The sequence below is a fragment of the Mesorhizobium sp. M0408 genome, assembly GCF_040321495.1.
Taxonomy (GTDB): domain Bacteria; phylum Pseudomonadota; class Alphaproteobacteria; order Rhizobiales; family Rhizobiaceae; genus Mesorhizobium.
This window is the reverse complement of sequence record NZ_JAMYRO010000010.1, coordinates 144,774-169,647: the sequence shown is the minus strand read 5'-3', so window position 1 is coordinate 169,647 and position 24,874 is coordinate 144,774. Positions and strand designations below refer to the sequence as shown.

The following is a 24,874-nucleotide window of genomic DNA, read 5'->3' as shown; positions in this document are numbered from 1 at the left end:
CGCGCTCACTTTGCCGTCGCGAGCTGCCCGCTGTCTGTGCCGAGCCGTGCCAGCGCCCGATAGGCGTCCATGTAGGAGGAAACCATGCGGTCGAGTGAAAAGCGCCGCCGCGCCTCGGCCCGGCAGGTCTCGGGGTCCAGGCTGGGTGCGGCAGCGATGGCTTCGGCCATCTCGTCGACATCCCCGACCAGATACCCGGTCTTGCCGTGCTCGACCACATCCGGCAGTGCGCCATTCGGGAAGGCCACCACGGGGGTGCCGCAGGCGAGCGCCTCCATGGCGACGAGCGAACTGGTTTCCGCGGCAAGGCTCGGGATGACTAGGCAGCGGGCTGTATTCAGCAGGCGCCGCTTGGCGACAAAGCCGAGCGGACCAAGGAAGCGGCGCCGGTCGTCCAGCCGGGGTTCGACCTCGTCGCGAAAATACGCTGTGTGCGTTTCATAGGGGTAGACCTTGCCACCGATGACCAGCGGCACGCTGGCCTTCTTGGCTGCGTCCAGCGCCAGATGGATGCCCTTTTCCGGGCAGACGCGGCCGAGCACGAGCGCAAAGTCGTGTTTGGCCTGCGGTTCGCTCAGCGCGTCGACGTCCACTCCGTTGGGAATCGGCCCGATCAGCCTGGCTCCCGGCGGCGCGGTTCTTTGCTGAGCCGCCGATACCGCATGCAGCCACAGATCCTCCCGCGCCGGATTGAGAGCGTCGGCCGGATACCAGTCGAGCGGCAAATGCAGGGTCACCAATGTCGGCCCGTCGCCCGGCAGATAGGCATCGAAATCGATACCGTGCAAATGGACCACGTCGATTGGCCAGCGAGCGCGTGCGGTAGCAATTGCGGCGCAATGAACACGCTGCGCCCGGCGCTTCGCCGCTTCATCGAGCACGCCCGGTTCGGCCGGCGTCTCGATGAGGACACCCGCAGCGCTCGAGCCCTGGCAGCCGATCACGATCGAGCGGTGTCCGGCCTGTACGAGCGCCTGGTCGAGCACCGACAGCACCTGCTCGGCACCACCGACCGCATCCGGCCCGACCGGGGCGAGGGGATAGGCGACGTTGAGGACGGTGAGCGTCATGACTGGAGAGCCGAAGCTCCTCACGCTGCGGAGGCGCGCAGCCTGCCGACCGAAGGGGCAGCGATGCTGCCGGCATATCGGCGCGTCATTGCCGCGCAGAAGTCGGCGAATTCCTCCGGCACCAGCGGCGGACTGCTGTGGTGCGGCATCATTCCGCGGTGTTCCGGCGTGAAGCAGAAAGTAACCGTCACGTCGAAGTCGGCCAAAGCCTCCATCTGCCGGTCGAACCAGTCAAGTGCGTTCGGCCTGAAGCTGTCGGCCCAGGAAAGCCCGGTGCGCAGATTGGTGACGCCGAGCCGTTTCATCCAGGCAACGGCGTCGTCCAGCCGGTGATCTTCGAAATGGAACCACTGCACCAGTCCCATTGCCGGCGTGTGGTGCAGGAACTCCTCGAGCGCGGGCTTTGGCGTGCCGTCCTGGCGGAGCAGGCCCATGTAGAAATGGCGGTAGTAAGACGAGCCTTCCGCCTCGCGATGGCGCGTCGTCGCTTCCCACTCGCGCGGCAGGTCGTAGAGGCTATACCATTGGATGCGCGGTGCGTTGCCGATCAGCAGTTCCGCGGTCCGGCGCAGGCCCCAGACCTGCACCTCCTCGGCGCCGAAGGTCGACACGCCGACCTCACTGACCCATACCGGAAGATCGGTGACAGCCGAAATCTCGCCGATCTTCTGCGGCCATTCGTGGATCTGCCAGAGGTTCCAGTCGAGCGGGAAACCGTGCACGGCGACAGCATCGACATGATCGAGCACGTCGAACTCCTTCATCCGTGTCATGAAACCGGCATCGATCGGCGAGATGCCGCCAAGGACCTTGGTCAAGGCCGGATTCTCCGACGCGATCGCGTCGGCGACCAGGGTTGCCATGTTGGCGAAGCGGCTCCAGTCGGGGTCGAGCTCGGGATCCCAGTGGGATTTGTTGTTGGGCTCGTTCCAGATCATCGCGGCTTCAATCATTTATTTGTCCTTTCGACGGGTAGACGACGCCGCCACCGGCCGGCACGTCGGCGGTGCGGCAGAAATAGACCTCCTGCTCCGGTTGCAGGACGATCTCGAAGCCGGCGCTGCGCAGCATGGCTTCGGTGCAGGCGCGATTGGGAATCCACCAGTTGGTCGGGTCGTCGGCGTAACGATGCTCGATGAAATGCAGCTTTGGGAAATCCGGCCGGTCGAACAGGTCGTGGGTCCAGAAATGATAATTCTGCTCGAGCGCCGGCACGTTGGTGCTGCCGCGCTGCATCGACTGGAAGATCATCAGGTCCCGGGCGACGTGCTCCCGGATCAGATCGAGTGCGAGCAAGGGATGGCGCAAATGGTAGAGCACGCCCATGAACAGCACGATGTCGAACCGCTCATGCAGGGCGCCAACGTCGTAGACCGAGAGCTGCCGGAATTCGATGTCGCAGTCTGCTACCTCAGCGGCAAAGCGCGCCTGCGCCAGGTAAGCCTCATCGAAATCGATGCCAAGCACGCGGCCGGCGCCGCGGCGTTTCATCTCGATCGAATAGAAACCCGCATTGCAGCCTATGTCGAGCACCGCCTTGCCGGAAAGATCGGCGGGAATCGCGTCGGCGAATTTGCGCCATTTGATCAGCGGATAGTTGCCAAGGAAATGGTCGGGAGCGGTTTCGATGCCGGCCAGTTCCATATTGTGGAACCATGGGCCGAGCGCATCGATACGGCGGCGGATTTCGGCATCGGAATGCAGCATGGCTAGCCTCCTTCGCCTGCGAGGACAGGGACGTGCTGGTGGCCGGGCAGCGTAATGGCGACTTGGTCGTCCTTGGTACCGGCGGCGCTTTCAAGCAGGCGAAGTGCGGTGCGGTAGCCGTTGAAGGTGCCGACGTCGACATAGGCGGTGCCAGCCTTGATGCCATAGGCATCGCCTCCGGCGGCGAGATAGGCATTGACCAGCGTGCCGATATATTCGTCGCACCGGTCCCGTTCCCGCCACAGCGCGGCGAGCTGGTGAAGGGTGCGGCCGGGCATCTTGAACGCACCCCAGATCCAGTTCGATTGGGCATTCTGCTGCTTGACCTGGATTTGCTTCACCCGGTCGTCCTGGTCGACAACGACGGCGTCGAAGAACTCCGGCTGGTCCACCGGAAACAGCAGGAAGGACAGGCCGTCGTCCGGGAGGGCCAGGAAGCCGTCTTCGGGAAACCAGATCGTATCGGGCAACCCGACCAGAACGGTCTCATCGGCTGTGACGAGCGGTGCGGCACGGAAGATGGCGTCGCAAAGGCCGACCGGAGAGGGCTGCACCACAAACAGCGCAGTCGCGTCGGCATAGCCGGCAGAATAATATTCGAGGATATCCGACTTACCCGAGCCGATGACGAAGCAGATCTTGTCGGCCCCCCCGCGCACCATGCGGCGCACCAGGTATTCGCTGACCGCGCAAGGCCGCTCGGTGTTGCCGTCGATGCGGCTGCCGACCGGCAGAAGCTCCTTCGAAAAGCCGAGCGGCTGGATGCGGCTTCCCCGTCCGGCTGCGGGCACGATGCCCAACATCAAACTGCCTCCTTCAACGGCTCGCCATGCGTGGAGCCGTGCAGTGCATCAGACAGGATGCGGTCGAATTCCTTCGCGCGCCGCGCCGAGGTGTGTTCGTCCAGCACCCGCTCGCGCGCTCGGCTGCGGATAGCGTCAAGCTCGGCGTCGGACAGGTCGAGCGCGGCGACCACGTCGTCGGTGCTGTTCGCCACGACGATCTCTTCGCCGGGCCGGAAAAAGGCCTCCAGTCCCGGCCATGTGTCGCTCACCATCGCGGCACCGCAAGCGGCGGCTTCGAACAGCCGGCCGGAAGGACACCAGCCCCTTTCGGCCATCGCCTCGCGGGTCACGTTCAGGGTCAGCCGTGATGATGAAAAGAAGGCGGGGTGGTCGGCCGGCGGCAGATGCCGGACGAAGAAAATATTGTCGCTCCACGGGAATTCCTGCGGATATTGTGCGCCGCCAATGATGAAGCGGCGCTCCGGCAGGCGCGCAGCCGGACTGACCAGCAGCCTCTCGACCCCGGCCTGGCGGTCTGCCGCATAGGTTCCAAGATAGGAAAGGTCGCCGGCAAACTCCGGCCTGGGCGGGGCGGGCCGGTGTCGCTCTGGATCGACATGGCCGTAGAGCGGCATGACGCGACGCGCACCCAGCATCGACCTCAATGCGTCGATCGCGGTTCCTCCCGTGTAGCTCAGCACGAGATCGAAATCGCGAAGCCCTTCCGGCCCGAAATAGGCCGGAGGATCACCTTGTTCGATCCGCGCCAGCGTCACCGGCGTATCCAGATCGTAGAACACCTTCAGCCCGCGACAGGCCTGGTGGGCAAGGCGCGACGCGCTCACGGCATCGGGGCAATAGGAGGTGACGATGACCACATCGGCCTCATTCATCGCCTGCTCGGCAACGCGCTGGATGTCCTCCCAATCCTGATAAAGGACGAGGTTGCCGCCATCCAACTGGTCGAGGTCGCGCGTCCCGGCATAATAGGGAGTGTTGCGTTCGAAGAAGGTGATAGACCAGCCCAGCCCGGCCATCGCCCGGATCAATCCGCGCCACAGCGTGGCGTGCCCATTGCCCCACGACGATGTCACGGTAAGACCGAAAATGACCATGCGCATCCGGCAATTCCTCGTCAGGCAGCTTCGTTGAGTCTGATCAGGTTCGACCCCCAGTCCCCCCAAACAACCGTGGTGATCGACGCTGGGTCGATATCGAAGCGAAAGCAGTTTCCCAGCGACAGGCCGAGCACCTTGCACACGGCGGCCTTGATGACGTCGGCATGGCTGACCAGTGCGACGCCCTGGTTCTGGTAGGTGCCGCGGACCTGCTCGATCAATGAGACGACGCGTTGCTGCACGTCCAGCATGGTCTCGCCGCTCGGTGTTCTCGCCTGCTGACGCTGGTCGTTCCACACCCGCCAGTCGGCATCCTGGTTCAGCTCTTCGAAGGTCTTTCCCGACCAGGTGCCGAAGTCGATCTCATCGAGTTCCTCGCGGATCACGATTTCACCGGCATTGCAGGCGAGCGCGATCGGATTGGCGGTCTCCTGCGTGCGTTCGCGCGGGCTGCAGAAGATTGCCGCTATCGCCTCGCGTGCCATGCGGTCTGCCAGATGCGAGGCCTGTGCCTTGCCGGCTTCGCCGAGGCAAACGCCGGCCATCCGTCCGGCAAGATAACAGCCGACATTGTCGTGCGCGGCGTGGCGCACCAGAAAGAACGTCGTCGTCATTCCGCGGCATCGAGCATCGGCTCGTCCTTGCCGGCGATGAAAGAGAGCGTGCGCTGGCGGGCTTCCGCGTCGGTGAACTGCTCGGGCGGCGATTTCATGAAATAGCTGCAGGGACCGGTCAGCGCGCCCGCGATACCGCGGTCGAGCGCCAGCTTGGCGCAACGCACCGCATCGATGACGACGCCGGCCGAATTGGGCGAATCCCACACTTCCAGCTTGAGCTCGGCATTCAGCGGCACACCGCCGAAGGTCGTGCCTTCGACCCGGATATAGGCCCACTTGCGATCGGTCAGCCACGGGACATGGTCGCTCGGCCCGACGTGAATGTTGCCGGGCTCCAGGGGAACGTCGATCTGGCTGGTGACGGATTGCGTCTTTGAGATCTTCTTCGATTCCAGCCGCTCGCGTTCCAGCATATTGAGGAAGTCGGTGTTGCCGCCGAAATTGAGCTGGTAGGTGCGATCGATGCGCACGCCGCGCTCGCGGAACAGGTTGGCGAGCAGCCGGTGGACGATCGTCGCACCGACCTGGCTCTTGATGTCGTCGCCGATCAGCGGCAGGCCGTGCTGCTCGAAGCGCCGGCGCCACTCCGGCCGCGAGGCGATGAAGACCGGTATGCAGTTGACGAAGGCACAGCCGGCCTCGAGCGCGCACTCGGCATAAAAGCGCGTTGCCTCCTCCGAACCGACAGGCAGATAGGACACCAGGATTTCGGCGCCGCTTTCGGCGAGGATCTTGCTGATGTTGGCGACGGGTTCGTCGGCCTCCTGGATCTCGTCGCGCAGATATTTGCCGATGCCGTCCAGTGTCGGCCCGCGTTCGACGCGAACGCCGGTAGCCGCCACATCGGCAAAGCGGAAAGTATTGTTCGGCGCGCTGTAGATCGCGTCTGCCACATCGCGTCCGACTTTGCCCTTGGCGACATCGAAAGCGCAGACCACCTCGATGTCCTTGACATGGTAGCCGCCAAGATCGGCATGCATCAGCCCGGGGATGGGCTCATTGCTTCTTGCGTCACGGTAATAGGTGATGCCCTGAACAAGGGAGGAGGCGCAGTTGCCGACGCCGACTATTCCGATCCGAACTTTCTTCGATCCCACGAAACCGCTGCCTATGCTGTTGAAGGTAAGTTCTTCGTGCCAAACCACCTGCCTCGCTGATTGTTCCTTGCCGGCTGCAAAAATCGTGCAACCGATGGTGGATCAAAGTAGCGCTCGCCGAGTTGTGCAGTGAGGCCAACCGGGACGGGACAATGATCGTCTATGGCGACCACAAGCGAATTGAGAGCGCGCGACATGTTCGCGGCTCGGCCTGCGAAGCGGCCGGGCACATTGCGGATATGCCAAGCGGGATCGGACGGCACGCAGCCCTGGTCGGCCTGTTCATCAAGATCTCGGAATTGGTCCAGGGCCTTGCCGATGCTGAATTCGAGGCCAACGGCATGGACAGGAATTCCCGACAGCGGATCGCGGGCGCAAATCTCCTGGTCGGCTTGGCCCGGGACGTGGGCAGATCGTGGGCGGCCGGATTCGCCATCGACGGCCCGGTCGATGCCGAAGTGCCGCGAATGCTGGCCGAACTCGATTGCGATGGCGAAATCCTCATCGGCACGGCCGAGGGCTACGCCCATTACGCGCTCTATCCGGAGAGCTATTTCGTCGCCGCACGGCAGTCGGGTCTCGATGCGAACACATGCGTAATCGGCATCCGCAGCATCGGCCTGGGATTGGCAGCGATGGTGGCGGCAGCCATCGGCGCGCCGGCGCCCGTCAGCGTCCGTCCGACCGGTCATCCGTTTCGCAGGCGGCTTGCCGCCGATCCGGAACTGATCGGCGGCTGGAGGACAAGGCCATCGGCCCATTTCGCTGTCGTCGATGAGGGCCCCGGCCTGTCCGGCAGCTCGTTTCACGCAGTCGTCGCATGGCTGCAAAGGCTGGGCATCGATCCCAGGCGCATCCATCTGTTCCCAAGCCATTCGGCTGGCCCGGGCCCCGAGGCATCGACGAACAGTCGGGAGGCATGGACGGTTTGCCAAAAACACACCGCGGATTTCGAACGGACTTTCCCCGCTGGATCCGCTGTCCCGACGTTGCGGGATTGGGTGGCCAGGACGATCGGCCGCACAGCGGTCAGCTTGACCGAAATATCTGGCGGAGAGTGGCGTCGCTTGCACTATGGCTCGCTGGATCATTGGCCCCCCGTCCACCGCGGCTTCGAGCGGCGAAAGTTTCTTGCTTCTGCGGGCCGGGAAAAATGGTCGGTCAAATTCGTCGGCCTCGGTGAAATCGGAATGCACAAGGCCGAGACTGCCAGGAGGCTGAATGACGCAGGCTTTGGCCCGGACATCGCCGGGCTGTGCCATGGCTTCCTCGTTGAACGCTGGATCGACGGTACAACGCTGGACCGGGCAAGGCATTCGAAAGAAAAAATGGTCGCTCATCTCGCGCGCTATCTGTCCTGGCGCGCAGCCAATCTGCCCGCCTCCGAACAGGGCGCCTCGCTGGAGGCGCTTGCCGACATGGCCGTGCGGAATACAAGTGAGGCGCTGGGCGAAAGCCGCGCGGCGGAGCTGCAGACCTGGTTCTCGAAACAGGCTCCGCCCAAGACCATGCAGCGGGTCGAGATCGACGGGCGGCTTCATCCGTGGGAGTTCATCCTTTCGCGCGGTGGAAGGCTGGTCAAGACGGACGCCCTCGACCATTGCCGATCGCACGATCTGATCGGCTGCCAGGACATCGCCTGGGACATTGCCGGCGCCCGTGTCGAGTACAGCCTCTCCGACGCAGCGACTGCGGCACTGTGCAAAGCTGTCGAGGCGACTACGTCTCGTCCCGTCGATGCCAATCTGGTCCACTACTACGAGCCCTGCTATCTCGCCTTCCAGCTTGGCTTGTGGAGCATGGCTGAGCGATCGGGCGATGATCGGGAACAGATCCGGCTGGCGGCCGCGGCAAGACGTTACGCTGCCGCGCTGCTTCGTTTCCTGGAAAGCCAAGGCGACCTGCCGCCGCTCGAGCGGGATCAGTCCAGCCGGCGAAGCATATCCGCTTCCTTTTCGAGGATGGCCGCTACCTCCTCGCGCTGAAGATGCGTCATCATCAGGCTCACACAACATTCCAGATAGGTGATGGAGGCGCGCCGCAGGAAGGCAGCCGTCTCCTTTGCGGCCATTTGTTCGATGTCTTTGGCGGATCGCTTCGGATGCACAATCGTCTCCATGCCGGTACCTTGGCAGAACCAGAAGCTGGACGGGTTGTTCCCGCGACGAGAAAAAGTGACCAAATCCGAGACGACGGCGCTTTCCGTCGTGACCAAGCAGCGGCCAGACGCTCCCCGCCTTCAGGCCGGCAGATTTTGCAGCCGGCCTGATGCAGAACGCACGGTGGCGGCAATTCGACGTCTTCCGTCGATCATCTGCGCCGTCTCAAGCTCGGCAAAATAGCCGATTGTGCGCACCAAACCCTGCCTGAGCGGCACTTTTGGCGACCAGCCGAGAAGCTTCCTTGCGCGGGAAATGTCGGGTTGCCGACGACGAGGATCGTCTTGCGGCAGCGGCAGGAATTTCAAGCCCGATTTGGTTGCGGTCATGCCTCTCACCAGGCTCGCCAGTTGCAGGATGGTGAACTCCCCCGGATTGCCCAGATTGACGGGCTGGCTCGGATTGGGATCGACCTCCATCAACCGGATCAAGCCGTCGACCAGATCGGAAACGTAGCAGAACGACCTGGTCTGCAGCCCGTCGCCGAATATCGTCAGCGGCCGTCTCTCGAGTGCCTGCATGATCAGATTGGAAACGATCCGTCCATCCGCAGGATCCATCCTGGGACCATAGGTGTTGAAGATGCGCGCTACACGGATATCGGTTTTTCCCATTCTCAAATAATCGAAGCACAAGGTTTCGGCGGTGCGCTTGCCTTCGTCATAGCAGGCGCGGGGGCCGATGCAGTTCACGTGGCCGACATAGTCTTCCTTCTGCGGATGCTGTTCGGGATCGCCATAAATTTCGCTGGTGGACGCCTGCAGGAACCGGGCGCCATTGCGGGCGGCGAGCTCCAGCAGATTGAGCGTTCCGATGACGCAAGTCCGCGTCGTATGGACCGGGTCGGCCTGGTAACGCGGCGGCGAGGCCGCGCACGCCATGTTGAAGATGCGGTCAACCGGTTCGCCAAGCTCCAACGGTCGGCAAATGTCTTGCTTGATCAGCCGAAAATCCGGACGATCGGCGATCGATGCTATGTTCTCCATGCGGCCGGTAAGGAAATTGTCGACGCAGATCACGCGCCAGCCGGCCTGGAGCATTGTCTCGCAAAGATGCGAACCGAGGAAACCTGCGCCGCCGGCGACAAGCACGGTCTTGGTCCGTTGCGCCTTTCTTGATAGCTGCATCTCTATCTTCTCCCGTCTGCGGGTCATGCTGCGCTCTCGACGTCCAGATCGAGAACAGAACGTGGCGATTTGGCCTGCGCCAGCAGCGAAACGAATTCGCGGGCTCTTGCGATGCTTGTGTGAGCTGCGAGGATGAGCACGCGCGCCTGCCTGGCCATGGCAAGCCGGGCGCCGTCGGATTCCCCAGACAGGATACCGATTACGTCCTCGGTCCTGCGCGCCGTGTGGATCGTCCGCTCTGGAAACAGGCTGTCCAGTCCGGCCCAGCTATCGCTGATGATCGCCGTGCCGCAGGCGGCTGCCTCGAAGAGGCGCACGCTGGGCGACCATCCGGCCGCGATCATGGAACTGCGCGTGACGTTCAACGTGTAGCGTTGGCGGCTGTAAAAGGCGGCGTGATCTGCCGGCGGCAGGTGTTCGATGCGATCCACATTGTCCGGCCAGGCGATTTCGCGCGGATATTGCGAGCCTGCCACGACGAAGCGGCGCTCCGGCATGCGACGCGCCGGTTCGAACAGCAGGGCCTCTAGCGTCGCCTGGCGGTCGGGGCTGTAGGTGCCGAGATAGCCGAGATCCCAGCGGATTGGATCACCGGTTCCGTGATGCCGTTCCGGGTCGACGGAGCAGTAGAGCGGCTCGGCCCGCCTCGCGCCGAATTCCGCCGTCAGACGGGCAAGCGTCGGCCCGCCGGTGAAGGAGAAGTAGACGTCGAAATACGGGACCTGCCGCCTGGCAATGTACTCGCAATCATCGGTCGAAAGCTTTGCCAGCGTGATCGGCGTGTCGATGTCGTAGAAGCAGAACTGACCCGTGCACAGCGATGCCACGACGTCGATGATTTCAGGGCCTTCGGGAACGAAGGAGCCGACGACCACGATATCGGCATCGCGCAGACAGCGCGCAAAATTGCGGCGAAGATCATCGATCGTTTCATAGTAGCGCAAGGCGCAGAAATCGGGATCGCGCAGATCCCGGTGACTTGCGTACCACGGCACGTCGCGTTCGAGAAAAGTGACGCGGTGGCCGAGTTCGTGGAGACCTTTAAGCAGCCCCCGAAAGGTGGTGGCGTGGCCGTTTCCCCAGGATGAGGAGAGCGACAGGCCAAGAAAGACGATGTCGAGCGGCTTTGTCATTCGGCCGCCTCCACGGTCGGACGCTCGAAATGGCGCCTGAAGATGGCGTCGGCTAAAACGGCACGTGTCGTGTAGGTATGTTCGCCAAGCACGCGCCGAAGCGCCGATGTCCCGATCGCCTTAGCCCGTTCGGCACTAAGGCTTTGCATGATCTCGGCGACGTCCTCGCCATCGCGCGCGACCAGGATTTCCTCGCCGGGTTTCAGGAACAGGTCCACGCCGAGCCAGGCGTCGGTGATGAGGCATGCGCCGGCGCCCGCCGCCTCAAAAACGCGCGTCGCAGGTGAAAAGCCATTGGCCGCCATGCTGTCGCGGCTGATGTTCAGCACCGCCTTGGCCGTGACGTTCAATGCATTGTGGTCGCGCGTGCCGACATGGCCGAGCCATCGGACATTGGCGGGCATCTGCTTGTCGCCCCAGCCCGATCCGCCGAGCAGGAAGCGCTGATCGGCGGAGCGGCCGGCCGGGTCGAGGAAGAAGGCTTCGACGCGCGCCTCGCGGTCCGGCAGCCGGTTGCCGAGAAAGGCGAGATCGCAGGCAAAGCGCATGTCCTTGCCGACCGGATGATGCGTTTCCGGATCGAGCGCATTGTAGATCGGCACGCATTCGGCCGCCCCCATTGCCCGATAGGCCCAGACCACCGGGTCGCCGCCGCCATAGGTCAGCACGAGGTCGATTTCCTGCAGCGCGCGATGCAGCGGATGGTCGGGCTCGTCGCGCAACTGGCCAAGCGTCGCCGGCGCATCGACATCCCAGAATACGGTGAGCGCACCGGCACGGGCGTGATCGAGCACCGCCCGCAACAGCGCGTCGTCGGCGAAACCGACGCCGCTCGCCTTGACGACGATATCTGCCTCCGCCGCCCGCGCCGCCACCTGCATCAGCGCCTGTGGGGTCGCCTCATAGACGACGACGGCACACCAGTCCGGCGCCTCGATGTCGCGGTTCTTCTGGCGATCGTAGACATCGGGCTCATAGAAGGTGATGTCATAGCCGAGCCTGGCCAGAGCCTTGAGCAGCCCGCGGTAATAGGTGGCCGCGCCGTTCCAGTAGGACGACAGCAGGCTTGACCCGTAAAATGCAATCTTCATTCGGCGGCCTCCGTTGCAAGAATCGTGTCCGCGGCTTGGCGGCGCCCGCATTCGGCGAGCACGCCGAACAATTGATCCGCCCGGTGCCGGCATGTGTGCCGCAAGCGGATGGTCTCGAGGCCCGATGTCGCCAGAGAAGCGGCGAGATCCGCGTCGTGCAGCACGGCGCGAAGATGACGCCGCATCTCGGAACCGTTGTTTGCAAACAGAAAATCTACGCCGGGCCTGAACAGGCGTTCGACATCGGACCACGGCGCCGAAACGAGCGGGATGCCGCAGGCGAGCGCCTCGAACATGCGGATGGTCGGGATGCCGGGCAGGCTTTCGCGGTATGGACGCCTGGGGATGTGCACTGTGATGCGGTTTGCTGCAAACGCCTTCGGCACGTCGGCGTTGGCGATCCAACCTTCGTAGCGCAGGCCGGCGGCCGCAAGGTCGGCGAGCGCTTGCCGTGGATAGCGAACGCCGTGGACAGTGCCGCTCAATCCGAGCTCACGCACCGGCTCGACCAGGAATTCCCTGATTTCGGCGCTGCGCTCGTCGTCGCCCCAATTGCCGATCCAGATCAGGTCGGCGCAGCGCTCGATTTCAGGATGGGGCTCGAACAGATGGTCATCGGCTGCCTCGTGCCAGGTAAAGACCCGCTTGCCCCATCCGGCGCGAAGATAGCTTTCCCGCAGCGCCTCGCCGAAGGCGAGCACGCCGTCGTAATGTTCAAGCTGCAAGGCAGAAATCGCTTGCGTGGCCGAGATGGCGCGATGGTGCGTGTCGTGGAACAGCAGCGTGAAACGGCCGCCAGTTGCTTTCGCCTTGCCCAGCCGCGCAACAAGGTCCGGCTCGGTCCACTCATGCACGATCACCACATCGGCATCGGATATCCAGGCTTCGTGGTCGAAAGCGGCATCGTAGGTCACCGGCATCAACTCGGGGAAATCCTTCCGGAATCGCTCGATCGCGAAGGACCCTTTCTCGGCTACCAGGTTCGACCGGCTCCAGCCGTCGGCGGGTTCCAGCGCGATCGCCTGGTGCCCGCGCGCGACCAGCTCGCGCATGATGCCGCGCAGGAAATGTGCGTTGCCGTGGTTCCAGTCGGAAACGATCGAATGGGTGTAGAATAAAAATCGCATAATCAATTATCCGCCATGGTGGCCAGGGCCGCCTTGTCGTAGACGCCGCGCATGGCGGTCGCCTGCCTTGCCAGTGAAAATCTGCGGCTTCGGCGCGCCGCCGCCTCACCGAGTTCTCGCCGGCGCTGCGCGTCATTGCAAAGGCCATTGATGCAGCTGGCGAGATCGCCCGGATCGCGCACGTCGTAGAACAGGGCCGCGCCGTCCCACAGTTCCCGGTAGGTCGCGATATCGGCGAGCACCAAGGGCGTTGCCGACATTGCGGCTTCCAGCGTGGCCAGGCCGAACGGTTCGTAGAGCGACGGCGATACGAAGATACCGGCCCGAGCCATCAGCGAGCGCACTTCCTCATGTGGCACCGGCCCGAGGGGAACGGCGCCACTGAAGCCAACATGCTGGCCGTCCGGCCCTTGCTGCGAGCCGGCGACGAAGACCGGCCATTGCGTCAGGGAGGCGGCCTGGTCCAGCACCGCCGCATTCTTTCCTTCGTCCCACCAGCGCGCGGCGGCGAAAACGACCGATTCCCGTCTTTCGCTCTTCGCGCCGGGCCGCGCCCCGTTGCCGACGACGCTCAGGCGCGCGATCGGCCCGTAGCAGGTTTCGAGCATGTCGGCATGGCTGCGGCTGGGCGCAACGACCATTCCTGCTTTGTCGAGACCGCGCCGGTTGCGGTCCTTCTGCCAAGCCCATTCGCCGTCCGCCGCCTGTCCCTTGACGGCGTGGAACCATGTCACCACGCAGGAATGCGACACCGCCACGACGGGGCAGGGCACGTCGAGCCCCGCGGCCTGCGTCGGCGCGTTGAGATGGACGATTTCGACGGCGTAGTCACGTATGAGCGGGTGCAGCTCCTGCTGCAATGTGTCGAGGTCGTGCTCGTTGCGGGTCATCCAGTCGGGCGGCGTGTTGAGCCATGTCAGCGTTGCGAATGACTGGGCCTCCTCGGCCTGCTGCCTGGACGGTTCCGGACCAAGCCCGGCAAGCACGACGCTGTCGCCGCCGGCGACCAGTTGCCTGGCCAGATCGAGCGCATAGCGCCAGACGCCGCCAACCGCATCGACAGTCATCAGGATACGCCGCGGCCGCGGGCTCAGTGTCCGCAACATGTGGCCTCCAATTCGGCCAGCGGACGCGGCCGCTTCTCCTGGATGTCGCTGAACGTTCGGAAGGATGCGAGATAATGTTCATGCGCGCGCTCCCAGGCGAGATCGTCCGGCTCGCCCCAAAGTTCGCGGTAGCTCGGCGAACTCGGATAAGGATAGAGCGGCACCGGTTCGTTGGCCCAAACGCCGTTGTCGATCAGGTGCTTCCGCCAATAATCGACGAGCGCGGGATCGTCCTCGACCACGCCGATCAGATTGGCCTGCACGAACGGCACGTGGCGCCTTGCGTCGACCAGCAACGCGGCCAGCTCCTCGGTGCCCAAACGGCAGCGTTTTGCCAGCATGGCGCGGCCTTCCACCGTCAGGCTTTCGAGGCCCGCCTCGATCGAGACGCAGCCGGCGGCACCGAGCAGCTTCAGCAATTCCGGCTTCCAGAGGTCGATACGGGTCTGCACGCCGAACTTCACATCACGATCGACCAGCGCCTCCAGCAATGCCTTTTGCGGCAGGAAGATCTCGTCGATGAAATAGATGTAGCCGACGCCCTGTGCGATCAGCCGGTCGATCTCGGCGATCACTGCTTCGTGGTTCCGGCGGCGATAGGCATCGCGGAAATCGATCTTGGCGCAGAAACTGCAATTATACGGGCAGCCGCGCGACGCCTCGACCTCCGCTCCAAAGCCGACCTGGTCGTCGTCGAAGCGGTGATGATGGTGCGAATGGGCGGCAATCCAGTCTGATGGCCATTCGAGCGCTGGGTGATCGATGAACGAGCTCGCATGCACGCCGCCGTTCGAGACCAGTTCTCCATCCTCGAAGTGGGCGGTGGACGGCACCGCACTCCAGTCGTCGCGGCGGGCAAGTTCCGCGACCACTTCCTCGCATTCGCCGCGCACGACGATGTCGACGCCAAGCTTGCGCAAAGTCGGCGTCGGCGTCGCCGAGCCATGCGGCCCGACGGCGACGGTGCGACCGCCGCGCCCGGCAAGATGGTTGAGGAAATCGGCCGGCACGCGCAACTCGGGCGGTGCGCAGCGCCAGAACAGGTAGGTCGGCGCGGTGCTGACGATGGTCATGTCAGGCTCGAATGCGGCGACGCGATCGGCGAGCGCGGCGTTGTCGAGCTTCTGGATCTGCCCGTCCAGCATCAGCACCTCGTGGCGGGCTGCTTCGAGCAGCGCTTTCGAATAGCCGAGTTCGAGCGGCAGATGCGGCTGGCGGCAGCCGAAATAGATGCTGTCCTGGTACGTCCAGGACGGATTGACCAGAGCGACCCTCATGCCACGTACCTCGCCGGTTCGGGATGCGGGTCGAGGCGATGACGCTGCAGCCAGTCGGCGAGGTCGCGGATGCCGTTTTGCCACGGGACGTGCGCTTTCCACCCCAGCGCCGCCTCGATCGCGCGCGTGTCGGCGACGAAGAACGGTTGGTCGCCGGTGCGTTCGCGGTCGTAACGAATCGGAACGTCCCGTTTCGTTATGTCGCGAATCTCCTTCAGCAGCATGCGCAGGCTGACGGCGTTTTCCGGTCCGCCGCCGAGATTGAATGCTTGGCCCTTGATCGCCTCGATGCGGTCGAGCACGGCGCGATAAGCCGCGACCGCGTCGGCAACATGGAGGATGTCGCGCACCTGCTTGCCATCACCGTAGATGGTGATCGGCCGGTCGGAGAACGCGTTAAGCAGGAAATGGGCGACCCAACCCTGATCCTCCGTCCCGAACTGGCGCGGTCCATAGATGCAGCTCATGCGCAGCACCGCCGTCGGCAGGTCGTATGACTTGGCGTAGTCGAGGACATACTGGTCCGCCGCGCCCTTGGAGCAGCCATAGGGCGTGCAGAAATCGAGGCCGCGCGTCTCGTCGACGCCGTGCGCTCGGACGCCCGCGTCGCGAGGCGCGTATCTGCCGTCTTCTTCGCGCATAGCAAGGTCGGCGAGGCGGCCATAGACCTTGTTGGTGCTGGCGAAAACGACGGGGATGCGCTTGCCGCTGCGGCGAGCGGCTTCCAGGACGTTGAACGTCCCGCGCAGGTTGATGTCGAAATCCTCGTCCGGCCGAACCAGGCTCGTGGTGACGGCGGTCTGCGCGGCAAAGTGGAAAACCGCCCTCGAGCCTGCCACCAACGGCGTGAGCGCCTCGGCGTCACGGACATCGGCGATTTCGACAGCGAGGCGGTTGCCGTGCTTTTGCGTCAGCCATTCCAGGTTCTGTTCGACGCCGGGACGGCTCAGATTGTCGATGACCAGCACCGGCTCGCCGTCCGACAACAGGCTGTCGGCGAGGTTCGAGCCGATGAAGCCGCTGCCGCCGATAATGGCGACGGGGGCTTCGCGAAAATTGCGTGAATCCGGTCTCATGATACCAGCCCTCGCGCTTCGAGTTCCCGCTTCATCTCGGCGCTGCGATCGATGGCGACCGTGTTACGCACCCAGGCGACGAAATCGCCGAGCGAATGCTCCAGCCGGTGCTGCGGCTGGAAGCCGAGCAGTTCGCGCGCCTTGGAGATGTCGGCAAAGCAGTTGCGGATATCGCCGGAGCGTGCCTTGCCGAGGATTTCCGGCTGGCGGCCAGGCACGCCCATCGCTTCGGCGAGCAGCCGGGCGACCTCGCTGACCGGGTAGGCCCGGCCGCTTCCGATGTTGATGACGTGGCTGCGCGCCTGCGGCTGTTCCAGCGCCAGCCGGAAGGCGAGGGCGACATCGCGTACATGAACGAAGTCGCGCTGCTGTTCGCCGTCTTCGAAAATCAGCGGCCGCTGGCCATTGGCGATGCGCGAGGCGAAGTTCGCCAACACGCCGGTATACGGGTTGGAGAGTGCCTGTCCGGCACCGAAGACATTGAACAGGCGCAGCGCCACCGCATCGACGCCATAGGCTTCGCCGAAGATCAGCACGGCTCGTTCCTGGGCGTATTTCGTCAACGCGTAGATCGAGGCGAGGTCGACCGGTTTCTGCTCGTCGGTCGGCAGCGGCAACAGGACTTCTCCTTCCGGCGAGAGGGGATTCCATTGGCCGCTGCGGATGTCGTCCGGCTGCCGTCTTGCATTGTCGATGCGCTGGCCGTCCGGCGTGGCATAGAGACCCTCGCCATAGACGCTCATCGACGAAGCAACGACGATACGTTCGATCGGGCGTTTGATCAGCACTTCCAGCAACGTGGCGGTGCCGAGGTCGTTGGCGCCGACATAGCGGGCGATCTCGTACATGGACTGGCCGACGCCCACTTCAGCCGCCAGGTGAATGATCGCGTCGACATCTTCGACCGCCTCTGTGACGGCGTCGCGATCGCGAACGTCGCCTTTGATCAGCTTGGCGCCTGGCGGCAGGCTGATTGCCTCGCCGCCATGCACCTGATCCAGCAGCGCATCGAGAATTGAAACCCCATAGCCATGTTCAACGAGTTCCTGGGCGACGTGGCGGCCGATAAAACCGCAGCCTCCCGTGACCAGTATACGTTTCACGACAACTCCTCATACGAATGGCTTTGCCGCCCCAAACTTCCGGGCGAAAGGTTTGTTCCCTTGCTTCAACAAAGTTCAGGAGGCTCGCCGGGGTAGGTTCAACCAGGCGTGGGAACATCGAAGGCTGCTTGGTGTTAGGAGCCATGTTCGACCAACCGCGCGCACATGCCGGGCAGCGATGCATCTGCTGGTTGTGTGGAGGCAGACCGGCAGCGCGGGGTCTCGCGGTCTGCGGTGGAATCGAAGGGAGATTGCGATGTCTGAATCGAAGACGACCACCGATCACGACGAAATCCGCCGTTGGGCCGAGGATCGCGACGGGCGGCCGGCGGTGGTGCGCACCAAGGGCGAGGGCGGCATACTGCGCATCGACTTCGGCGAGCCTGAAGAGACGTTCGAGCCCGTCGAATGGGACGAGTTCTTCAGGATCTTCGATGAGAACGAACTGGCGTTCCTCTACCAGGATGAGACCAGCGGCGGAAAGACTAGCCGCTTCAACAAGTTCGTCGAGCGCAGCCGGAAAGGCTAACATCGTCTAGTACCCCTGCACAGAGGATTCGACGGGTTCGATGGGTTGTAGCCTGGGTAGGATATCGGGTTTGACGAGCAGTTCAAATGCTGCGCCGAGGCCCGGTTGCCTGCGGATCAATCCGGCCCGCTCGAGGGTGAGCACCATCTGATGGACGGAAGGCGCGGTGACGCTGAAGAAGCGCTGCATGTCGCGTTGGCCGCAGAACTATTCGAGACGACGGAAGCGATCGAGCGCGTCCTCGTCATAAGGGATGCCTCCCAACTCTCGGGGTGCGCCGAGGCTAGACTTCGCCTGGAAAAGGCGACGACGCGCATCATCGACTATGGCGGCGGCGACTCACGCAAGAACCCCTTCACGTGAGGATCGTGCTTGCAGATGGCGTCGCCGCCTACGTCGGATCGGCCAACCTGCTCAGGCGCTCGAAGGTAGCAAACCCGAGTGCGGAATGTTATCGAGGGTCCGGCTGTTCATGCCGTCAAAGTGCTCATCGATGCGGTTGCCAACATGGCGGAAGCAATCTCCACGAGGTGCTGACCACGAAACGGTATCATGGAACTATTGCCAATGCCGTCATGGCGAGAGTGTTAGCGCAATCGCTGTCACCGGAAGCGCGCGCTTATGTGCCGTGCTGGAATGCACATGAAGAATCCGCGTCCGCGCGGCCTCGTCGATTTCCTTGCCTTCGAGGAAATCGTCGATCTGTTCATACGTGACGCCATGGGCATCTTCGTCAGGACGAAGCGGGACAAGGTTCTCCAGGTCGGCGGTCGGGATCTTGTCGACGAGTTCGGGCGGAGCGCCCAGATGCGCGGCCAAGGCTCGCACCCTGCGTTTGTTTAGCCCCGAAAGAGGAAGGATATCGGCGGCGCCGTCGCCGAACTTGGTGAAGAAGCCCATCAGTGCCTCGGCCGCATGGTCGGTGCCGATGACCAGTCCTCGGCTGGCGCCGGCGAGCGCGAACTGGGCAATCATGCGCTGACGCGCCTTGATGTTGCCAAGCAAGAAATCCTCGCGGCCTGCGTCGCCGAACTCGACACCAGCCCGCTTGATCGAATCTAGCATTGCGCGTCGGCAGCCGGCTTGATGTCGACCCGATGCACTTCGTCCGCCCCTATGGTGTCCAAAGCCCGCTGGGCGTCGCTCTCGTCGGCCTGGTTGCCATACGGGAGCCGAACGGCCAGGAATTTGGCGTCGTATCCAGCCGTTCGCAGTTCCTCAACGGCCCGTTGAGCCAGAAGGGCCGCGGCAAGTGAATCCACCCCGCCGCTGATCCCCAGCACATAGGTGCTGAGCCCCGATGCACGCAGATACGTGCCGAGAAAGTCGATACGCCGGCGTGCCTCCAGCGCGACGTCAACACTGGGAGCGACACCCAACGCGTTGATAATCATTTCCTGTTCGGTCATTGGCAGTGGGTGCTCCTGATATCACAGCAATGACGGGTTCGATGGGTTGTAGCCTGGGTAGGATATCGGGTTTGACGAGCAGTTCAATGCTGTGCGCGAGGCTGGGTTGCCTGCGGATCAATCCAGCGCGCTCAAGGGCGAGCACCATCTGATGGACGGAAGGTGCGGTGACGCCGAAGAAGCGCTGCATGTCGCGTTCGGCCGGCGCGCGACCGTTGAGCAGGCCGTAGGTCCAGATGAAGGCGAGGTACTGGCCCTGCTTTTAGGTGAAGCAGGGTCGGTCCGGCGGCCGTCCGCCAACTAATTGATTCATTTTCTGATTCTTCCGGAACCTCCGCAACCGAAGGAGGCCTTCCGGATGAATGTACGCTATCGCGTCGATCTCGACCAACCCGAACGACGGACTCACAGCCATGCTGGCAGGCGGAGCATCCGGCGCGCAAGCTCAAGCGGGCGCAGATCCTGCTTGCTGCCGATGCCGGCCGCAGTGACGAGACCGTTGCCACAACGGTGGCGGTCGGCGGCTCCATTGTCTACCGCACCAAGCGCCGCTTCGTGGAGATGGGCCTGGAGGCGGCGCTCAGCGAAGAGCCACGCGCAGGCGCGCAACGCAAGCTGACGGGCAAGGAAGAAGCCCTGCTGGTAGCCACCGCCTGCTCCAGTCCGCCACCGGGTCGGGCCCGTTGGACACTGGATCTGCTGGCCGATGCGTTCGTCAAGCCGACCGAGCACGAACAGCTGTCGCGCGAGACGGTGCGCCGGCGCCTAGCCGAGAACGATCTCAAGCCGTGGCGCAAGGACATGTGGTGCATTCCAAAGGTTGACGCGGAGTATGTCGCGCGCATGGAGGATGTGCTCGACCTCCATGCCGAGGCACCGGACCCGAAGCGGCCGGTGGTGTGCTTCGACGAAAGCCCGACCCAACTCATCGGCGAGGTGCGTCAGCCAATCCCGGCCGCGCCGGGAAGGCTGGAGCGCTACGACTGCGAGTACAAACGCAACCGCACCGCAAACCTGTTCGTCTTCCTCGACGCGCATCGTAAGCGCTGTTTGCCTCGCACCTTGACCACGACGCCGTTGTGCCGTTTCGAAGACTGCCGCTGTGACGGAGATGGCAACAATGCGCCAACAGCGGACGTTGTTGGATTGCGATCCGCAGCACCAAGGTGACGAAGGCCGTCAATATTCTTCGCGTTGACAGCGGTTCTGTGGGAAGCGAAAGCTGCGTCCAATAGGAAGCTCGCGCTACCTCTTCTCCAGGCCTTTGAGATGTTCGATGAAGGCCCGCAGTTTGGGGTGAACTTGAGACCGCTGCGGGTAGTAGAGGTACACACCCGAGCTTGTCCCGGTGAAGTGGTCCAGAACGACTTCGAGCTTGCCGCTCGTCAACTTGTCGCTGATCGCTTCTTCAGGGCTGTAAACGACCCCTAAGCCGTCGACGGCCGCATCGATCGCCAGCAGAACATCATTGAGGATCAGCGGCCCCTTTACCTGAACCTCAAATTCCTTGCCGTCGCTCTCGAACTCCCACCGATCGTACACACGATTGCCAGCTCCCGCGCAGATGCAAGGATGGGCCAACAGGTCTTTTGGATGTTCAGGGTGCCCATGCTTGTCAAGGTAGGCCGGTGCAGCAGCCACAACCCATCGGACGGGACCGAAGAGTTTGAGCGCCACGACATCTTTGGCAAGGATGTCTGACACCCGTATTCCTGCATCAAACCCGCGCTCGAATATGTTGGTGGCCGCGTTCTCGAAGAAGATCTCAACCGTCACATCCGGGTACTTTTCGATAAAGGTCGCGATCAGCGGCCTAAGGAAGTTCGGATAGACGGTCTGCGGGACATTCAAGCGCAGACGACCGGCAGGCTTGTCCGCTGCGCTTCCCGCGTCCTTCATAGCGGAAAGGATCGCATCCAGCGCCGGTCCCGCCTGTTGCAGGAATTTCTCCCCGGCTTCGGTCAAGCTCGTAGCTCGTGTCGTTCTTGTAAGCAGGGTGACGCCCAGGCGAGTTTCGAGGTGTCTGATCATCTTGCTTATCGCAGGTGGCGAAACCCTGAGTGCTTCTGCCGCCGCCGTGAAGTTCCGCTTCTCGGCGACAAGCGCAAACGCCACAAGCCCATCAAGCTGATCCTTGTCCATTATGAACCTCTGGTTAATGTCGCATCAACTCGAATGCCATTTTTTGAAAGGAACGGCCATCGTATTCTGCGCTCACTCACGAAGACACAGCCGCAAACGCTGATGTGTTTCGGAGGTTGATCAAACCCAGTGGAGGTGCAGCACCATGAAGAACTATGCAGACGATTTCGAAACAGGCGCTCCCGAGATGCCAAGCCGCCGTAAATTGTTCGCCGCTGGGCTAGGCATCGCCGCAGCGTCGCTGCTGCCTCTTTCCGAGTCGAGAGCTCAAACGGCAACATCGGGTGCCGCAGCCACAGGTGCAAGGTCATCGAACCTTCAGCGTCGCATGCTCGGCTCGCTGGAAGTCTCTGCCATGGGGATGGGCTGCCAAAACTTTGCCGGGATGTACAGCCCGCCCACGAACAGGCAGGAGGCGGTGCGGATCATCCGGGCGGCGCATGACCGGGGCGTGACCTTTTTCGACGTCGCTGAAGTCTATGGACCCTTCCTGGGCGAGGATATTGTTGGCGAAGCGCTTTCGCCGATCCGCGACCAGGTGATCATCGCGACCAAGTTCGGCTTCGACATCACGCCCGAAGGCCGGGTCACAGGCGTCAACAGCCGCCCTGACAATATCAAGCGGGTGACCGAGCAACAGCTCCGCCGCTTGAAGACGGACTACATTGATCTTCAATACCAACACCGTGTCGATCCGACCGTGCCCGTCGAAGACGTGGCCGGAGCGGTGCAGGAATTGATCCGTGAAGGCAAGGTCCGCCACTTCGGCCTGTCCGCTGCAGGCGAAGCGACCATCCGCCGCGCCCACAAAGTGCAGCCAGTCACGGCGGTGCAGAATGAATACTCTGTCTGGACCCGCGATCCGGAGGTGGAGGTTCTGGCGACCTGCGAGGAGCTTGGCATCGGGTTCGTGCCATGGAGCCCGCTCGGCATGGGATACCTGACCGGTACAGTCACCCCCATGTTCGTGCATGGCCCTGCCGACCTACGGGCCAACCTGCCGCGCTTCACGCCTGAAGCCCGCCGCGCCAACTGGCCGGTGGTCGAACTGCTACAGCGCGTAGGCGCACGTCGTCAGGCTGCGCCCGGCCAGGTCGCCCTTGCCTGGTTGCTCGCCCGCAAGCCGTGGATCGTGCCCATTCCCGGCCCGATAACGGAGGACCAGATGGACCAGAACATGGACGCGCTGCAGGTCCAGTTGAGTGCGGCCGATGTCAAGGAGATCGATGACGGCTTTGCCCGGATCACGGTCCAGGGCGCGCGTCTGAGCCCACCAATGCTCGCGATGATCGATACCGGCGCAAAACTTGGAACGAGTTCCAAGGGCGGAACCGGCATGTCACCGGTCAGGTGACCAACCCACAAGAACCGACGGGCTGAAGTCTAGCCGGGTACCTGCGGCGCTTCTTGTCCGAGGCGCTGCCACCTCTGTGGTCCTCGCTCCGGTCTTTCCGGATCGGTAGGGCCAGCCAGAGAGCACAACGAAGGAGACTACCATGAATAACAACAATCGGGTCGCTGTAATCACTGGTGCATCCTCCGGAATCGGTGAGGCGCTGGCACGTGAGCTTCTTTCAGAAGGATATCGCGTAGCCCTTCTAGGGCGGCGCCTCGAGCGTGTCGCGGCACTCGCAGACGAACTCGGCGAAGGCGCTATCGCGATCCAGGCTGACGTGACCGACCGGGACTCCATCGCTGGAGCCGCCGCGCGCGTCCAGGAGTTCGGCGGCGCCGATGTTCTAGTCAATAACGCAGGCGTGATGCTCACAGCGCCGTTTGGATCGGACAAGCGATCCGAGCATCGGCAGATGGTCGAAACCAATCTCCTGGGTGCCATGACTGTGACTGAGGTTTTCCTTGACCAACTCCGCGCCAAGAAGGGAGATCTGGTGAACATCTCTTCTGTGGCAGGTCGCGTAGCTCCAGCCGGGTTCGCTGCCTATTCGGCAACCAAATGGGGGATCAACGGCTGGTCCGAGGCGCTTCGCGTCGAACTCCAGCCAGACATCCGCGTGATAGTCATCGAGCCTGGTGCGGTGGCGACAGAATTATCCGACCACATCACCCACGAGGAAAGCAAAAAGTCTGCTCAGGACTACCGCGACAACGTTGCAATTCCGGCTCAGGACATCGCCGAAATCATAGCCTTTGCTCTCAGCCGGCCGAAGCGGACGTCCCTCAACGAGATCCTGGTCCGCCCGACCGTGCAGGCGATGTGAACAACTGTCTTACAGCCCGCCGCAAGATCGGTGAAGGGCTGACAACATGAAAGGACACATGAGATGAGTAACAAAGTGTGGTTCATCACCGGGGCAGGACGTGGCCTCGGCCTGGACATTGCCAAGGCGGCCCTGGCAGCCGGCCACAAGGTGGTCGCGACTGGCCGTAATCCAGACAAGGTGGCGAACGCTCTAGGTGCTTCCGACGACCTTCTTGTCGTGAAACTCGATGTCACCAGGGCCGCTGACGCCGACGCCGCCGCGCAGGCGACCCTTGAGCGGTTCGGACGGATCGACGTGCTGGTCAACAACGCGGCCAGCTTCTACGCCGGGTATTTCGAGGAACTGTCTCCCAAGCAGATGCAGTTGCAGCTAAGCACGAGCCTTGACGGTCCGATGATCGTGACGCGGGCGTTCCTTCCGGTCATGCGCAAGCAGCGCTCCGGCCAGATCGTCTCGATCTCCTCGACGGCAGGTCTGATGGGCTTTGAATTCTGCACAGCCTACTCTGCTTCGAAGTTTGGCCTCGATGGCTGGATGGAAGCGCTGCAGACTGAAGTCGGTCCGTTCGGCATCGAGACGATGATCGTCAACCCAGGCTTTTTCCGCACGGAGCTTCTGACGGAGGAGTCCACCAGTTACGCGGAAATCGCGATCGAAGATTATCACGAGCGACGCACGGCACAGATTGCCTTCTGGAAGTCCCAGAACGGCAAGCAGGGCGGTGACCCCGCTAAGCTGGCACGCGCTCTAATCACGCTCGCTGAGCAGGACGAACTGCCACGGCGCTTCCTCGCTGGCTCTGACGCTATCCAGGTGGCGGAGCAGAAGATTGCTCTCTTGCAGCAGCAGATCGAAGCGTACCGAGAACTGTCGAGTTCTCTCGCCATAGACTGAGGACGCTGGAACGCCCTGAGTCCACACCCTGCGTGCGGGCTTTGGGGCATTCGCCGATCCTCTATCTGCGTACCTTCCGAAGTCC

The 24,874-nt window shown here is 63.0% G+C and carries 23 protein-coding genes and 2 pseudogenes; 7 read left to right on the top strand and 18 right to left on the bottom strand.

Going from position 1 to position 24,874, the window contains the following annotated elements; genetic code table 11:
- Nucleotides 1–5: 5 nt before the first annotated feature.
- Genes NKI67_RS14445 through NKI67_RS14415 form a run of 7 tightly spaced genes read right to left on the bottom strand, consistent with a single transcriptional unit; the run spans nucleotide 6 to nucleotide 6,394 of the window.
- Nucleotides 6–1,070 (bottom strand): glycosyltransferase family 4 protein, encoded by a 1,065-nt coding sequence (locus NKI67_RS14445; RefSeq protein WP_023676140.1) that lies wholly within the window; start codon nucleotides 1,068–1,070, stop codon nucleotides 6–8.
- A gap of 20 nt (nucleotides 1,071–1,090) precedes the next feature.
- Nucleotides 1,091–2,023 (bottom strand): glycoside hydrolase 5 family protein, encoded by a 933-nt coding sequence (locus NKI67_RS14440; protein WP_023676139.1) that lies wholly within the window; start codon nucleotides 2,021–2,023, stop codon nucleotides 1,091–1,093.
- Nucleotides 2,016–2,777, bottom strand: coding sequence for a TIGR04290 family methyltransferase (locus NKI67_RS14435; RefSeq protein WP_023676138.1), 762 nt, complete (start codon nucleotides 2,775–2,777; stop codon nucleotides 2,016–2,018). The genes NKI67_RS14440 and NKI67_RS14435 overlap by 8 nt, the downstream gene beginning before the upstream one ends.
- 2 nt (nucleotides 2,778–2,779) lie before the next feature.
- Nucleotides 2,780–3,580 carry a nucleotidyltransferase family protein gene (locus tag NKI67_RS14430; protein ID WP_023676137.1) on the bottom strand — a complete coding sequence of 267 codons (801 nt, stop codon included), beginning with the start codon at nucleotides 3,578–3,580 and terminating at the stop codon, nucleotides 2,780–2,782.
- Nucleotides 3,580–4,683, bottom strand: a complete 1,104-nt coding sequence (locus NKI67_RS14425) for a CgeB family protein (RefSeq protein ID WP_023676136.1) — start codon at nucleotides 4,681–4,683, stop codon at nucleotides 3,580–3,582. The genes NKI67_RS14430 and NKI67_RS14425 overlap by 1 nt, the downstream gene beginning before the upstream one ends.
- 14 nt (nucleotides 4,684–4,697) lie before the next feature.
- Nucleotides 4,698–5,294, bottom strand: coding sequence for a histidine phosphatase family protein (locus NKI67_RS14420; RefSeq protein WP_023676135.1), 597 nt, complete (start codon nucleotides 5,292–5,294; stop codon nucleotides 4,698–4,700).
- Nucleotides 5,291–6,394, bottom strand: a complete 1,104-nt coding sequence (locus NKI67_RS14415) for an inositol-3-phosphate synthase (RefSeq protein ID WP_023676134.1) — start codon at nucleotides 6,392–6,394, stop codon at nucleotides 5,291–5,293. The genes NKI67_RS14420 and NKI67_RS14415 overlap by 4 nt, the downstream gene beginning before the upstream one ends.
- Nucleotides 6,395–6,546: 152 nt before the next feature.
- Here NKI67_RS14415 and NKI67_RS14410 point away from each other — a divergent pair, with 152 nt between their 5' ends.
- Entirely contained in the window at nucleotides 6,547–8,379 is a 1,833-nt protein-coding gene (locus NKI67_RS14410; RefSeq protein WP_023676133.1) for a hypothetical protein, read from the top strand.
- Here NKI67_RS14410 and NKI67_RS14405 read toward each other — a convergent pair.
- From NKI67_RS14405 to NKI67_RS14365, 9 genes are read right to left on the bottom strand one after another with little or no spacing between them, the layout of a single operon-like run.
- Nucleotides 8,316–8,609, bottom strand: coding sequence for a hypothetical protein (locus NKI67_RS14405; RefSeq protein WP_031211608.1), 294 nt, complete (start codon nucleotides 8,607–8,609; stop codon nucleotides 8,316–8,318). The genes NKI67_RS14410 and NKI67_RS14405 overlap by 64 nt on opposite strands.
- Before the next feature lie 24 nt (nucleotides 8,610–8,633).
- Nucleotides 8,634–9,680 (bottom strand): UDP-glucuronic acid decarboxylase family protein, encoded by a 1,047-nt coding sequence (locus NKI67_RS14400; protein WP_023676131.1) that lies wholly within the window; start codon nucleotides 9,678–9,680, stop codon nucleotides 8,634–8,636.
- 23 nt (nucleotides 9,681–9,703) lie between these two features.
- A complete protein-coding gene (locus NKI67_RS14395) occupies nucleotides 9,704–10,813 on the bottom strand; it encodes a CgeB family protein (protein ID WP_023676130.1) in 1,110 nt (369 codons plus the stop codon).
- The gene (locus tag NKI67_RS14390; RefSeq protein ID WP_023676129.1) at nucleotides 10,810–11,904 is read right to left on the bottom strand and encodes a CgeB family protein; all 1,095 of its coding nucleotides are present in this window, start codon (nucleotides 11,902–11,904) and stop codon (nucleotides 10,810–10,812) included. Before NKI67_RS14390 ends, NKI67_RS14395 begins: the two co-directional genes overlap by 4 nt.
- A complete protein-coding gene (locus NKI67_RS14385) occupies nucleotides 11,901–13,031 on the bottom strand; it encodes a CgeB family protein (protein ID WP_023676128.1) in 1,131 nt (376 codons plus the stop codon). Before NKI67_RS14385 ends, NKI67_RS14390 begins: the two co-directional genes overlap by 4 nt.
- Nucleotides 13,032–13,033: 2 nt before the next feature.
- Nucleotides 13,034–14,137, bottom strand: coding sequence for a glycosyltransferase family 4 protein (locus tag NKI67_RS14380; RefSeq protein ID WP_023676127.1), 1,104 nt, complete (start codon nucleotides 14,135–14,137; stop codon nucleotides 13,034–13,036).
- Complete coding sequence (locus NKI67_RS14375; RefSeq protein WP_023676126.1) at nucleotides 14,122–15,414, bottom strand: TIGR04295 family B12-binding domain-containing radical SAM protein; 1,293 nt, start codon at nucleotides 15,412–15,414, stop codon at nucleotides 14,122–14,124. The genes NKI67_RS14380 and NKI67_RS14375 overlap by 16 nt, the downstream gene beginning before the upstream one ends.
- Complete coding sequence (locus NKI67_RS14370) at nucleotides 15,411–16,490, bottom strand: NAD-dependent epimerase/dehydratase family protein (RefSeq protein WP_023676125.1); 1,080 nt, start codon at nucleotides 16,488–16,490, stop codon at nucleotides 15,411–15,413. The genes NKI67_RS14375 and NKI67_RS14370 overlap by 4 nt, the downstream gene beginning before the upstream one ends.
- Nucleotides 16,487–17,593, bottom strand: coding sequence for an NAD-dependent epimerase/dehydratase family protein (locus NKI67_RS14365; RefSeq protein WP_023676124.1), 1,107 nt, complete (start codon nucleotides 17,591–17,593; stop codon nucleotides 16,487–16,489). Before NKI67_RS14365 ends, NKI67_RS14370 begins: the two co-directional genes overlap by 4 nt.
- A gap of 256 nt (nucleotides 17,594–17,849) precedes the next feature.
- Between NKI67_RS14365 and NKI67_RS14360 the strand changes: the two genes are divergently transcribed.
- Nucleotides 17,850–18,122 (top strand): hypothetical protein, encoded by a 273-nt coding sequence (locus NKI67_RS14360; protein WP_023676123.1) that lies wholly within the window; start codon nucleotides 17,850–17,852, stop codon nucleotides 18,120–18,122.
- A 105-nt stretch (nucleotides 18,123–18,227) separates the two neighbouring features.
- A complete protein-coding gene (locus NKI67_RS14355; RefSeq protein WP_051406109.1) occupies nucleotides 18,228–18,485 on the top strand; it encodes a hypothetical protein in 258 nt (85 codons plus the stop codon).
- 210 nt (nucleotides 18,486–18,695) lie between these two features.
- Here the strand turns inward: NKI67_RS14355 and nadE are convergent.
- A pseudogene (gene nadE, locus NKI67_RS14350) lies at nucleotides 18,696–19,531 on the bottom strand (NAD(+) synthase).
- Between the two features lie 358 nt (nucleotides 19,532–19,889).
- On the opposite strand from nadE, the pseudogene NKI67_RS14345 reads away from it, so the two are divergent.
- Nucleotides 19,890–20,572 (top strand): annotated as a pseudogene (locus NKI67_RS14345) (IS630 family transposase); the annotation flags it as partial.
- A 204-nt stretch (nucleotides 20,573–20,776) separates the two neighbouring features.
- Here the strand turns inward: NKI67_RS14345 and NKI67_RS14340 are convergent.
- Nucleotides 20,777–21,673 (bottom strand): LysR substrate-binding domain-containing protein, encoded by an 897-nt coding sequence (locus NKI67_RS14340; RefSeq protein ID WP_023676118.1) that lies wholly within the window; start codon nucleotides 21,671–21,673, stop codon nucleotides 20,777–20,779.
- A gap of 328 nt (nucleotides 21,674–22,001) precedes the next feature.
- On the opposite strand from NKI67_RS14340, the gene NKI67_RS14335 reads away from it, so the two are divergent.
- The 3 genes from NKI67_RS14335 to NKI67_RS14325 all read left to right on the top strand — a co-directional run bounded on the left by NKI67_RS14335 (nucleotide 22,002) and on the right by NKI67_RS14325 (nucleotide 24,789).
- Nucleotides 22,002–23,027, top strand: coding sequence for an aldo/keto reductase (locus NKI67_RS14335; protein ID WP_051406112.1), 1,026 nt, complete (start codon nucleotides 22,002–22,004; stop codon nucleotides 23,025–23,027).
- Between the two features lie 142 nt (nucleotides 23,028–23,169).
- Complete coding sequence (locus NKI67_RS14330; RefSeq protein WP_023676116.1) at nucleotides 23,170–23,892, top strand: SDR family oxidoreductase; 723 nt, start codon at nucleotides 23,170–23,172, stop codon at nucleotides 23,890–23,892.
- A 63-nt stretch (nucleotides 23,893–23,955) separates the two neighbouring features.
- The gene (locus tag NKI67_RS14325) at nucleotides 23,956–24,789 is read left to right on the top strand and encodes an SDR family NAD(P)-dependent oxidoreductase (protein WP_023676115.1); all 834 of its coding nucleotides are present in this window, start codon (nucleotides 23,956–23,958) and stop codon (nucleotides 24,787–24,789) included.
- Nucleotides 24,790–24,874: the final 85 nt, after the last annotated feature.